We start from the raw sequence: 12,024 nt of genomic DNA, 5'->3' as shown, positions 1-12,024 counted from the left end.
AGGCGGTATCGGCGACGGGACCTGAGGGTCTCCCGACCCGGATTTCACAGTTCCGGCTCTGACCAGCTAGAGTCTTCCTCGTTCGCAGCGAGGAACGCAGACGGGAAACCGGGGGCGAGAGTCGCGGAACTGCGGGGCTATAGCTCAGTTGGTAGAGCGATTGCATGGCATGCAATAGGTCAGGAGTTCGATTCTCCTTAGCTCCACTCCGCACCGATGGTCCGTGAGTGGTCATCAGTGTTGCGGGGCTATAGCTCAGTTGGTAGAGCGATTGCATGGCATGCAATAGGTCAGGAGTTCGATTCTCCTTAGCTCCACAGCAGTTCCGCGAGGCCGCTACCCGAGACGGGTGGCGGCCTTCGGCGTTCCCGGGGCGGCCCATGGTGCGCCCGGAACGGATTAGGGCCTGGACCGTCGACCGTGTACAGTTATCGGTGTCGCCAAGGGGGACCGCAAGGAAAACCGCAGGTGACAGCAGTAGTAGCAGTAACAGCATGGGGCTATAGCTCAGTTGGTAGAGCGATTGCATGGCATGCAATAGGTCAGGAGTTCGATTCTCCTTAGCTCCACAGTAGACAGAAGGCCGTCCCGCAAGGGGCGGCCTTCGGTCGTTCCGTCGCCTCCTCTGCCGCCCGGGGCGCGGGGCGGCTACCGTCGTGCCATGGCCGATCTGGCGCGAAAACGGAACGACGAGCTCGCCCGGATACTCCACCAGCTGGGATGGAGCCCGGAGCGGCTGGCCCGCGAGGTGAACGCGGTGCTGCCGCCCAGCATGGCGATCAGTTCGACCGCGCCCTACAAGTGGCGCGACCGGGGCATGGTGCCGCGCTCGCCGCACGACCAGACCGTCTGCGAAGTCCTCGGCCGCAGTGTCGGCATCGCCGTCACGTACGAGCAGCTGTGGGGGCAGATGGGCTCCAACCGGGGCGCCAAGATGCTGTCGCCCCGACTGCTGACCGACCCGTGGACCGCCGACACCGCGCAGACCGCGCTCCGCGAGGCCGGCGCGGACGGCGCACCGGTGCGGCTCACCGACCTGTTCCGCGGCGACGAACTGGAGCAGGCGGCCCGGCACTGGGCCTCCCCGCCGCCGCCCGTCACCGGTGGCGAGGGCGCGCTGCGGATCGCCCCTGAGCAACTGGCCGACCTGCGGCTGTCCTACGAGTCCAAGCAGCGCCTGGAGCGCGCCTACGGCGGCGGACTGATCCTCGACCTGGCCAAGGCCGAACTCGCGATGGTGGGAAAGCTGCTGGAGCTCGGCAACTACGACGAGCCGCTCGGCCGGGAGCTGTACGGGGCCGCCAGCAAGCTGGCCAGGCTGGTCGGCTGGGCGAACTACGACATGGGCAACGACGCCGCCGCGCAGCGCGCCTTCGTCGCCGCTCTGCGTGCCGCCCACGTCTCCGGCGACTCCCGGCTCGGTGTCGGCGTGGTCGGCTGCCTCGCCGTCCAGGCGACCTACAACTCCGGTGGCCGGGGCTTGGACCCGGTGGCGATGCTGTCCACCGCGCTCCGCGCCGCCGACGACGTGCTGACACCTTGTGAGCGGGCGCTGCAACTCGGCCGGATCGCCCGCGCGCACGGTCGCAAGGGCGAGCAGATCAGCGCCGAGGCGGTGGCCGAGCGGGCGTTCCGGGTGCTGGAGGGGCTGGACGGGCACGACCAGGAACGCGCCGACCTGGAAGGCATGATCGGCGAGGGCTTCCTGCTGCTCGGCGAGCACGAGCAGGCCCGCGGCCTGCTGCAGGGCGCGATCGAGACGTTCACCCCGGAACGCGCCCGGGTCAAGGCGCTGTTGATGGTGCGCCTTGCCGACTCCTACCGCCGCACTGGCGAACGCACCGACGCCGAGCACACCGCCGACCGGGCCCGCCAACTCGCCGCCGGCATGCAGTCCGCCCGCGTGGCGCGGGCCCTGCGCGAGTTCGACACCGCGATGCGTGCGGAGGCGTAGCACGAGCCCGAGTAGCCAGGGTGGTGGAGCGGGCGGCCGGACCGACGCAGCGGCTGGACGGTTCGGCGGAGCAGGGGGAGCGGGCGGAGCGGGCGGGGTAGCGGGTGCGGGTGCGGGCGTTGGCACGGGTGCAGGCGCAGCAGGCGGGAAGACGACTCCGCTCGTGGATGGGGGAGCTGGCCGGGGCGTGATTGTGGGCGTGGTTGGGGGATTGACGCGGTGACGCGAAAGGGTGTTGAAGGGGTGCGGTACCCTGAGCCCATGCGAACTGTGCGCCTGCTTCTTAGCCGGCCGCGCTGACCAGGACCGGCTTGGGTGCCGGAGTCGGCGTGGCGTCCCCTCCTGCGGAGGGGTTTTCTGCTTTCTACGGCCTGTTCGCTGACTGATGACGATGGAGCCTGAAGGACCATGAGCGAGACGACCCCCGCTTCCGGCGCGGCCGAAGCCGCCACCGAGCCTTTCCGCTACGGCGCCGCGCTGGCCGCCGAGATCGAGTCCCGCTGGCAGGACCTGTGGGAGAAGGAGGGGACGTTCAACGCCCCCAACCCGACCGGCCCGCTGGCCGATGGGTCGGCCGTCGCCGCGAAGCCCCACAGCTTCATCATGGACATGTTCCCGTACCCGTCGGGTGCCGGCCTGCACGTCGGCCACCCGCTGGGCTACATCGCCACCGACGTGTACGCCCGCTTCCAGCGGATGAACGGGCACAACGTCCTGCACACCCTGGGCTACGACGCCTTCGGCCTGCCCGCCGAGCAGTACGCGGTGCAGCACGGCGTGCACCCGCGGGTGTCCACCGAGGACAACATCGCCAACATGCGCCGGCAGCTGCGCCGACTGGGCCTGGGCCACGACTCTCGCCGCTCGATCTCTACGATCGACCCCGAGTACTACCGCTGGACCCAGTGGATCTTCCTGCAGATCTTCAACGCCTGGTATGACGAGGACGCCGCCAAGGCCCGGCCGATCTCCGAGCTGGTCGCTCAGTTCGAGTCCGGCGAGCGCGAGGTGCCGGGCGGTCGCGCCTGGGCCGAGCTGACCGGTGTCGAGCGTGACGAGGTGCTGGGTGAGTACCGGCTGGCCTACTCCAAGGAGGTGCCAGTGAACTGGTGCCCCGGGCTGGGCACCGTGCTGGCCAACGAGGAGGTCACCGCGGACGGCCGCTCCGAGCGCGGCAACTTCCCGGTGTTCAAGTCCAACCTGCGCCAGTGGATGATGCGGATCACCGCCTACGCGGACCGTCTGATCAGCGACCTGGACCTGCTGGACTGGCCCGAGGCGATCAAGCTGCAGCAGCGCAACTGGATCGGCCGCTCCGAGGGCGCGCGGGTGGACTTCGGCGTCGGCGGCGCCACCGTCACGGTCTTCACCACCCGCCCTGACACGCTGTTCGGCGCCACGTACATGGTGCTGGCCCCCGAGCACGCCCTGGTCGACAGCATCGTCCCGGCCGAGTGGCCGACCGGTACCCGCGAGGAGTGGACCGGTGGTGCCGCGAGCCCGGCCGAGGCCGTTGCCGCGTACCGCGCAGCCGCTGCTGCCAAGTCCGACGTGGAGCGCCAGGCCGACGCCAAGGTGAAGACCGGTGTGTTCACCGGTGCGTTCGCGACCAACCCGGTCAGCGGCGAGCAGATCCCGGTGTTCATCGCCGACTACGTGCTGATGGGCTACGGCACCGGCGCGATCATGGCTGTCCCCGCGCACGACAGCCGCGACTTCGCGTTCGCGCAGGCGTTCAACCTGCCGATGCGCTGCGTCGTCCAGCCCACCGATGGCCGCGGCGAGGACCCGCACGCCTGGGACGATGCCTTCGACACCTACGACTCGGTGCTGATCAACTCCGAGCGTGACGGCCTGTCGCTGAACGGCCTGTCCGTGATCGACGCCAAGGCCCGGGTGACGGCCTGGCTGGCCGAGCAGGGCATCGGCGAAGGCACCGTCAACTTCCGTCTGCGCGACTGGCTGTTCAGCCGCCAGCGGTACTGGGGCGAGCCGTTCCCGATCGTCTACGACGAGAGCGGCGCGATGCACGCGCTGCCCGAGTCGATGCTGCCGGTCGAGGTCCCCGAGGTGGACGACTACTCGCCGCACACCTACGACCCCGACGACGCCGCGTCCTCGCCGAAGACCCCGCTGTCTCGCAACGAGGCATGGGTCAACGTCGAGCTGGACCTGGGCGACGGCGTGAAGACCTACCGCCGCGAGACCAACACCATGCCCAACTGGGCGGGTTCCTGCTGGTACGAGCTGCGCTACGTCGACCCGGTCAATTCCACCTCGGTCGTCGACCCCGCCAACGAGGCGTACTGGATGGGCCCGACCGCCGACAAGCCGGCCGGTGGCGTCGACCTGTACGTCGGCGGTGCCGAGCACGCCGTGCTGCACCTGCTGTACGCCCGCTTCTGGCACAAGGTGCTGCACGACCTGGGGCACGTCTCCTCGGTCGAGCCCTTCCACAAGCTGTTCAACCAGGGCATGATCACCGCCGACGTGTACCGCGACGCCCGTGGCTTCCCGGTTCCCGCAGCGGAGGTCGAGGAGCGCGACGGCCAGTACTACTGGCAGGGCGAGCAGGTCCGCCGCGAGGCGGGCAAGATGGGCAAGTCGCTGAAGAACGCCGTCGCCCCTGACGAGATCTCCGACGAGTACGGTGCGGACACCCTGCGCCTGTACGAGATGGCGATGGGCCCGCTGGACGTCTCCCGCCCGTGGGACACCCGTGCCGTGGTCGGCTCCTACCGCTTCCTGCAGCGGCTGTGGCGCAACATCGTCTCGGAGGTCACCGGTGAGCTGGTGGTGACGGACGAGGAGCCGGACGAGGCGACGCTGCGCGCGCTGCACAAGACGATCGACGGCATTCGGGGTGACATGGCGGGCCTGCGGTTCAACACCGCCGTGGCCAAGGCCATCGAGCTGAACAACTTCCTGGTGAAGCGCGGATCCACCCCGCGTTCGGTCGCCGAGCAGATCGTCCTGCTGATCGCCCCGCTGGCCCCGCACATCGCCGAGGAGCTGTGGCGCCGCCTGGGCCACGAGCAGTCGCTGGCGTTCGCCGACTACCCGGTGGCCGACCCGGCATACGTGGTCGACGAGACCGTGACCTGTGTTGTGCAGATCAAGGGCAAGGTCAAGGCCCGCCTGGAGGTCTCGCCGTCCATCTCGGACGCCGAGCTGGAGGCGCTGGCCCTGGCCGACCCCACCGTGGTCGCGGCCATCGGCGGCGCGGAGGTGCGCAAGGTCATCGCCCGCGCCCCGAAGCTGGTGAACATCGTCACCGGCTGACGCCACCTCTGCTGAAGCATCGCCAGATCGGCAGGGCCGGTCGCCCCGGATTCGGGGTGGCCGGCCCTTCGCCGTCCACGGGCACGGGAAGACCGATTCCCGGGGGATGGGGAGTAGCAGGGCGCGCCAGACGTGTGGGATGCGTCGGGTTCTTCGGGATCCTTGGGTTCCTTGAGTGCGGCGGACTGCTCGAATGTGCTGGAAGCGGTGGAAGGCCTCGAACAAGGTGGCTCCGTTCTTCGTGGGTGGTCTGACCGGGCAGTGTGTACTGGCGGTCTCCGGGTGATCGCTTGGGGGAAATCCCTGAGCTGTCCCTGATCTCCGATCTCCAAGCGGTTGAACATCTGCTGTCTCCTGCCGGGCCGAGCTACGGTGGAGACCGGTGGACAGGGCGGGCCGCACTCGGTGGACCGCCGCCGGTCACGGGCGGAAGGTGGGCTCCCGATGGAAGCGCTCGGTGTCGTCGTAGCGCTGGTCGCGCTGCTCGGTGTGACGCTGTTGGTGATGGCAGTGGTCGGGACGGTCAAGGCGGCGAAGGCGGTGGCCGCCAAGATCGATCGGCACAGCTCCAACGCTCAGAGGGCGATGGAGAACGCCGCCCTCAGGGCGAAGAGCATGACCAAGCCTGGCGACCACGGAAAGATCGCCGGCCTCCGTCTTTCCCTGCGCACCGCGCTGGACTCGACCCGCCAGGTCCTGCAGGGCGGCCTCCCGCAGGATGGCCAGCTCAGTGACTCACTCCAGCTCCTTGCCCGGCTCGACTCGCACGCCGCCGAACTCGATGCGGAACTGCGCCTGCTGGAGCGCGAGCCGATGAGCAGCCGCGTCACCGCCAAGCTCCCCGAACTGCGTGAGCGTGCCGAACGGATCACGCACTCCGCGGACTCCCTGCGATGGGCCGCCCAGGACCGCATGCGCCGCTTCGCGGATGACGAGCTCGCCCGGCTCAGCAAGGAATGCCAGGATGAGGCCGGTGCGCTGCGGCACTGGACCCCTGCCGAGCCCGCCGCCGACCGTGACTCCGAATTCGCTGCCGGCGCTGTCCCCACTGCCGGTGCCCGGGCTGCTGCTGCCTCCGCCGATCACCCCGCCGACCGCCGGAAGGGGATAGCTTCCGGTCGCCAGACCAGTGCCGAGGAGCTTCTCGGGCTGGCTGCCGAGCCGCTCTCCCGCCTCGCCGACCGCCTGCGCAAGCCGAACCCGGCCGGACCTAACCACCCCTGACCCCGCGCCTGGAGGTGGTTGCTGTCCGTGCGCTGAGGGTTACCCGCTGCTGCGAAGGTCAAACCGCCACAGGACGGGCACTGTCATCCTGGCCCTGCGGAGGGTAACCTCCGCCTCATGCTCGGCCACCTCGCACTTGTCACGGATTCCACTGCGTATCTGCCCCAAGAAGCGGTGGACCGGCACCGCATCGAGGTGGTACCGCTCAGTGTCGCGGTCGGTGACGAGGTCTTCGCGGAAGGCGTCGAGATCTCCCCTAACGACGTCGCCGAGGCCCTGCGAGCCAAGCGCCGGGTGACCACTTCCCGGCCCAGTCCCGAAACGTTCACGGCTGCCTACCGGGCAGCCGCCGAGGCCGGCGCGCGGGGAGTCGTCTCCGTCCACCTGTCCGCCGAGCTTTCCGGTACGGCGGAGGCAGCCCAGCTGGCCGCCGCCACGGCACCGATCCCGGTCAGGGTGGTCGACAGTCGGCTGGTCGGCATGGCACTGGGAAGCTGTGTGCTGGCCGCTGCCGCACTGGCCGAGGCCCTCGACGCCACCCGGGCTGAGGTGGCAGCAGTTCGCTCCGACATCGAAGCGGACCGCCGCAGCACCGAAACGGACCTGGACCAGGTCGTCTCCGCTGCCGAGCGGCGGGCCGACGTCACCAGCGGATTCTTCTATGTCGACACCTTGGAGCACCTGCGGCGCGGAGGTCGGATCGGAACCGCCCAGGCGCTGGTCGGCTCGGCGCTCGCCGTAAAGCCCCTGCTCCATCTGGCAGGCGGCCGGATCGAGCCGCTGGAGAAGGTCCGCACCGCCTCCCGGGCCATCGCCCGGCTCGAGGAGATCGCCGTCGAGCACGCGGGTGCACAGCCGGTGGACATCACCGTCCATCATCTGGCCGCAGAGCAACGGGCCGAGGCGCTGGCCGAGCGGCTGCGCGAGCGGGTGCCGACGGTGAACGAGCTCTACGTCAGCGAAGTCGGCGCCGTCATCGGCGCACACGTCGGCCCCGGCCTGCTGGCCGTCGTGGTGGCACCGCTCGTCGCATCCCCGCGCTGAGCAGTACCAAACTCACTCGTCCGAGCGACGAGAGTTATCCACAGGCCCGAGTTATCCACAGGGTCGGCCCAATTTCCTGACGGCATGCCAGGCCGGTCCTACTCTCCTCGCCATGAGGACCATCACCACACCCCAAGCCCGTCGTCGCCAGACCAACGCCGTTGCCCGAGCCCGCCTCGGCCTGCTGTTCCCGCCCCTCCAGCCCTCTGACCTTCGCCCTTCCGGGCCGACCTCCGGGCTGGCTGCCGAGTCAGTGTCCGGGGCTTCGGAGCCCACAGGGGCGGCAGAACTGAGCAGTGGCGACTCGTCAGTGCCCGCGGTTCGTGTGGCGGCCAGTGCTGCTCCCGGGCCGGAGTGGGCAGTGGCACGTGCGACGACCGCTCCAGATCCGCTACGCGCACTGTCGTCGCCGCGCGTTCTGGCGCTGTACGGAGCGTCCGCGCGCTCGGCAGGCGCGGCCACTCCGAGCTTCACGGATCCGGCGGTCGGACTGCCCGGAGTTCAGCCTGGTGCGATCCCGGAGCGAGACCCGCCTGCCTCCACGTCCGGTGCCGAGTCGCTGCCGCCACCCGTTCCTGACACCCCGCTGGGCAACTGGGCCGACCTCCAGTCGGATCCGGATCCGCCACCCCAGATCGACGCACCGTCAGTTCCCGCACCGACCGCCATGTCCCACCACACCGACCACCCGCGACTACCGCTGCGGTTCCGGTTCCCCGGGGCCTTCGCCTTCGACCGCCGTGCCGTTCTCGGCCTCACCGTCCTGCTTGTCCTCGCCATCGGCTACGCCGCACAGCACTTCTGGTTGGGACGGCCGCACCCCGTCGCCGTCCCCGCCACTGCCATCGCCGAATCCACCGCCGACCGCGCAACGGAAGGAGTACCCACGCACCAACCAGTCGGACCGTCGCTGGTCGTCCACATCGCCGGCAAGGTCCAGGATCCCGGCCTACGAACTTTCCCCGCAGGTTCACGGGTCGCGGATGCCCTGGCCGCCGCCGGTGGCCCGATCCCCGGGACGGACACCAGCCTGCTCAACCTTGCCCGCCCACTCATTGATGGAGAACAGATTCTCGTAGGTGTCGAAAACGCCCCCGGCGGTGCCCCTGCCGCTCCAGCCGGACCAGTCAGCCTCAACCACTCCAGCGCCGAACAGCTCGACTCACTGCCAGGCGTAGGGCCGGCTCTGGCCCAGCGCATTCTCCAGTACCGCCTGACACACGGCCCGTTTCAGTCCCTCGACCAACTGCGTCACGTCCCCGGCATCGGCCCCCGAAAGTACGAGGACCTCAAGCCGCTCCTGACGCTGTGACCCTTACGACCCTTCTCCTGCCAGGAGGTTGCCCATGAGCTAGCGCCCAGTTGCTGAGCGAAGCCCCGCGTCCCCGTTCCCACCGACTGAGGGAGGTACGGCCGCTCGCACGACGCTCTGTCCGGGCCCACCCGATGCCTCTGCAACCGCCTGCCAGATATGGAGCTGCCCCTCGCCCCTCGTACAGCTCTGGTTGGTGTGGCACGGCCGTTCCGCTGCGCCATCAGCCGCCAAATCAACAAGTCGACCAACGAACACACCGAGAGGAGGTGCCCGATGCCGGCTCTGCCCCCCACTGTCCCCGACCGAACCGACTACCGGCTCCTCCTCCCGGCCATCACCGCATGGCTGGTCACCGCCGCCGTCCTCGACCTGGACACGAGACACCACCCGGCGCTGCTCCTGAGCGCCTTGATGGGCGGCGTGACTGCTATCAGCCTCCTCACCTCGAAAGGACCTCGCCGCTCGATTCACCGACTCGTGGCCGCTGTCCTGCTCACCGCAGCAGCGGCGGCGACCACCACCGTCCTCCATACCGCCGACCTGCACCGCGGCCCGCTTCCTGCCCTGACCCATCCGACGCCGACGCCCGCCCGGGGAGAGCTGGGCTCCCCGGGCGGTCCGGAGAAGCCCCCGGATGCGGACGAACAGGCCGCCCCGTCCCACTCCAAGGGCGGCCGAACTGCCAACCCGGAGGTCACCGTTGAGGCGACCATCACCGGTGACCCCAAGCTGCACGGGTCACACACCCAGGGCAGCGTCCTCTCCCAACCGACCCTCACCGTCTCCGCCCTCGTCACCCGTGTCCGCCCAGTCGCCGGTGCCGAGCAGGCGGGCGCGGTGCCCACCGTGACCAGAACACCCGTCACGCTCCTCATCCGGACTCGGGACTCGGAGCAGTGGCAGCAGCTGATTCCCTCCACCCGACTTGAGGTCCAGGCAGAGGTGCTGCCGGATCGGCAGGCGAGCCCGTCCACAGGCGGGGGCTCGGCATCGCGATCCCGGACGGATTCGGCGGCCCTGCTCGCCCCGCAAGGACCACCCAGAATCCTTGCTCCGCCCAACCTCCCGCAACGCCTTGCCGCCCAGCTCCGCAGCGGGCTTCGCGATGCCTGCGATCACTTGTCGCCCGACGTTCGCGGACTGCTCCCCGGGCTGGTGGTGGGTGATGTGACGAGGCTTCCGGACGATCTGGCAGATGCATTCCGATCGACCGACCTCGGGCACTTGGTGGCGGTGAGCGGGGCCAACCTGGCGATCATCCTGGCAGTCCTGGTCGGGGGTGCGTCGACCGACTCGGAAATGCCCGGACGAGGCGGGCTGGCTGGGTTGCTCGGGTTCTCCTTCCGTACGACAGCATTGCTCGGAACGGGCCTGACGCTGGCGTTCGTCACCATCTGCAGACCCGACCCGAGCGTGCTCAGAGCAGCCGCCACCGGCCTGATCGGACTGTTGGCCCTCGCCACTGGCAGACCGAGACGAGGATTGCCCACACTGGCCGGCGCTGTACTGATTCTGGTTCTGGTGGACCCTTACTTGGCCCGCTCCTTCGGGTTCCTGCTCTCGGCACTTGCCACAGCAGGGCTGCTGATTCTCGGCCCGAGGTGGACGACCGCGCTGCGCGCGCGTCGCTGGCCGCACCACCTCGCATCGGCGGTCGGAGCCACCGCGGCGGCGCAGGCCTTCTGTTCTCCCGTCACTGTCCTGCTGGCACCCCGGGTCAGTCTGGTCGGAATCCCGTGCAACCTACTGGCGGAGATCGCAGTCGCGCCGGCCACCCTGCTCGGGTTCGGCGCGCTCGCGGTGGCCCCCTTGTCGAAAGGGGCGGCGGAGTTCCTGGTGGACCTTGCCGCGCTGCCCGTCGGGTGGCTGGCCACCGTGGCCAGGCGGGGTGCCGAGCTTCCCGGTGCCGAACTCGCCTGGCCCAGTGGACTGTTCGGCTCGGCACTGTTGGTGGTGGTCATCGTCGCCTTGACCTGGGCGCTGCCGCCGCTGCTGGGCGGGCGTCGGCCAAGGCGCCGGCGACCCAGGGTGTGGCTCGTGCTCGCGATTGCCGTCGTGCTTCCGGTGGTACTGCTGCGCCCGCCAGTCGTGACGCGGCTGGCGACCGGTTGGCCCGCCGGGGGCTGGCGGCTGGCGATGTGTGACATCGGGCAGGGCGACATGACTGTCCTGCCGGTCGAGCCCGGCAGTGCGGTAGTGGTGGACGCCGGGCCAGATCCCAAGTCGGCTGACGCCTGTCTGAGGGATCTCGGGGTGACCAGGGTGCCGGTCCTGATCCTCACTCACTTCCACGCCGATCACGTCGAGGGAATTCCCGGGGTTCTGCGCGGCCGGTCCGTCGGCGCGATTGAGGTGACCACCTCGGACGAGCCCGAAGGGGAGCGGAGCAGGGTGCTGCACTGGGCAGCCGGCAGTCGAGTGCCGGTGCTGCGGGCCCAGCGGGGCGAGCGTCGAACGGCCGGTGCCCAACTCGCCTGGCAAGTGCTATGGCCGGCCTCGCCATTGGCCCTGGACGCGACCGGTCCCAACAACTCCAGCATCGCGATCCTCGCCACCCTCGGCCCACCCGGCGCCCCGATCCGGGTAGCCCTGCTGGGTGACCTGGAACCCCCAGCCCAAGCGGCCCTGCTCGCCCTCGGCCTGCCGTCAGGGGTCCGACCGGCCGAGCGGGCTCCACCCCCTCCTATGGGGACGGCGTCAGCAGCGGTGCGCGGTACGGGCCAAGTGTCCGACGGCCAGGCGGAGACGGTGAGCGGAAGTGGCTCGGTCGGGAGCTACGGCGGCGCTGGTCCTTCGGGACTGGGCCGGGTGGACGTTCTGAAAGTGGCGCACCACGGATCGGCCCACCAGGACTGGGCGTTGATGGCCGGGCTCCGTCCGAGGCTGGCCCTGATCTCCTGCGGTACCGGCAACCCGTACGGGCATCCGGCGCCGCAGACGATGGCGGGGCTAAGAGCGCTGGGGACGACGGTGGTCCGCACCGACCGGGTGGGGGACATCGCGGTGCTGGGGGACGCGAGCTCCCTGGCAGTGGCATCCCACCAGCGCGCTGCTCACGGCTGATGCCGGGGCGCCTCGGCCTGCCGATGGCGGCGGCAGCTCGAACCGGCGAGCCGAGCAGTGCAGACACAGCGCCCGTCCGAGCGGGTGGGGTCACCTCGCTCGGGCGGGTACCAAGACGGGCCCAGCGGGTCGGGGCGGTGGG

Annotated in this window: 6 protein-coding genes and 3 tRNA genes; all 9 read left to right on the top strand. The window is 69.8% G+C overall.

The window, feature by feature from the left end:
- Positions 1 to 133 precede the first annotated feature (133 nt).
- A tRNA-Ala gene (locus ACFV18_RS15560) sits at positions 134 to 206 on the top strand.
- A 38-nt stretch (positions 207 to 244) separates the two neighbouring features.
- A tRNA-Ala gene (locus ACFV18_RS15555) sits at positions 245 to 317 on the top strand.
- Positions 318 to 496: 179 nt separating this feature from the next.
- A tRNA-Ala gene (locus ACFV18_RS15550) sits at positions 497 to 569 on the top strand.
- A 92-nt stretch (positions 570 to 661) separates the two neighbouring features.
- A complete protein-coding gene (locus ACFV18_RS15545; protein ID WP_380483339.1) occupies positions 662 to 1,954 on the top strand; it encodes a tetratricopeptide repeat protein in 1,293 nt (430 codons plus the stop codon).
- A 408-nt stretch (positions 1,955 to 2,362) separates the two neighbouring features.
- Complete coding sequence (leuS, locus tag ACFV18_RS15540; RefSeq protein ID WP_380483337.1) at positions 2,363 to 5,236, top strand: leucine--tRNA ligase; 2,874 nt, start codon at positions 2,363 to 2,365, stop codon at positions 5,234 to 5,236.
- A 444-nt stretch (positions 5,237 to 5,680) separates the two neighbouring features.
- Positions 5,681 to 6,460 carry a hypothetical protein gene (locus ACFV18_RS15535; RefSeq protein WP_380483335.1) on the top strand — a complete coding sequence of 260 codons (780 nt, stop codon included), beginning with the start codon at positions 5,681 to 5,683 and terminating at the stop codon, positions 6,458 to 6,460.
- A 117-nt stretch (positions 6,461 to 6,577) separates the two neighbouring features.
- Positions 6,578 to 7,504: a DegV family protein gene (locus ACFV18_RS15530; RefSeq protein WP_380483333.1), complete on the top strand. Its 927-nt coding sequence runs from the start codon at positions 6,578 to 6,580 to the stop codon at positions 7,502 to 7,504.
- A 667-nt stretch (positions 7,505 to 8,171) separates the two neighbouring features.
- Entirely contained in the window at positions 8,172 to 8,816 is a 645-nt protein-coding gene (locus tag ACFV18_RS15525) for a helix-hairpin-helix domain-containing protein (RefSeq protein ID WP_380483331.1), read from the top strand.
- Between the two features lie 276 nt (positions 8,817 to 9,092).
- Positions 9,093 to 11,882, top strand: coding sequence for a ComEC/Rec2 family competence protein (locus tag ACFV18_RS15520; protein ID WP_380483329.1), 2,790 nt, complete (start codon positions 9,093 to 9,095; stop codon positions 11,880 to 11,882).
- The last annotated feature ends 142 nt before the right edge of the window (positions 11,883 to 12,024 follow it).

The sequence above is a fragment of the Kitasatospora sp. NPDC059673 genome (assembly GCF_042734215.1).
Classification (GTDB): Bacteria; Actinomycetota; Actinomycetes; order Streptomycetales; family Streptomycetaceae; genus Kitasatospora.
The sequence above is the reverse complement of the archived record's forward strand: the minus strand, read 5'-3'. Positions and strand labels throughout refer to the sequence as shown.

Bases quoted from the DNA above. Each gene is read 5' to 3' on its own strand.
- leuS (WP_380483337.1), top strand. From the start codon at position 2,363: ATGAGCGAGACGACCCCCGCTTCCGGCGCGGCCGAAGCCGCCACCGAG.
- ACFV18_RS15525 (WP_380483331.1), top strand. From the start codon at position 8,172: ATGTCCCACCACACCGACCACCCGCGACTACCGCTGCGGTTCCGGTTC.
- ACFV18_RS15530 (WP_380483333.1), top strand. From the start codon at position 6,578: ATGCTCGGCCACCTCGCACTTGTCACGGATTCCACTGCGTATCTGCCC.
- ACFV18_RS15520 (WP_380483329.1), top strand. From the start codon at position 9,093: ATGCCGGCTCTGCCCCCCACTGTCCCCGACCGAACCGACTACCGGCTC.
- ACFV18_RS15545 (WP_380483339.1), top strand. From the start codon at position 662: ATGGCCGATCTGGCGCGAAAACGGAACGACGAGCTCGCCCGGATACTC.
- ACFV18_RS15535 (WP_380483335.1), top strand. From the start codon at position 5,681: ATGGAAGCGCTCGGTGTCGTCGTAGCGCTGGTCGCGCTGCTCGGTGTG.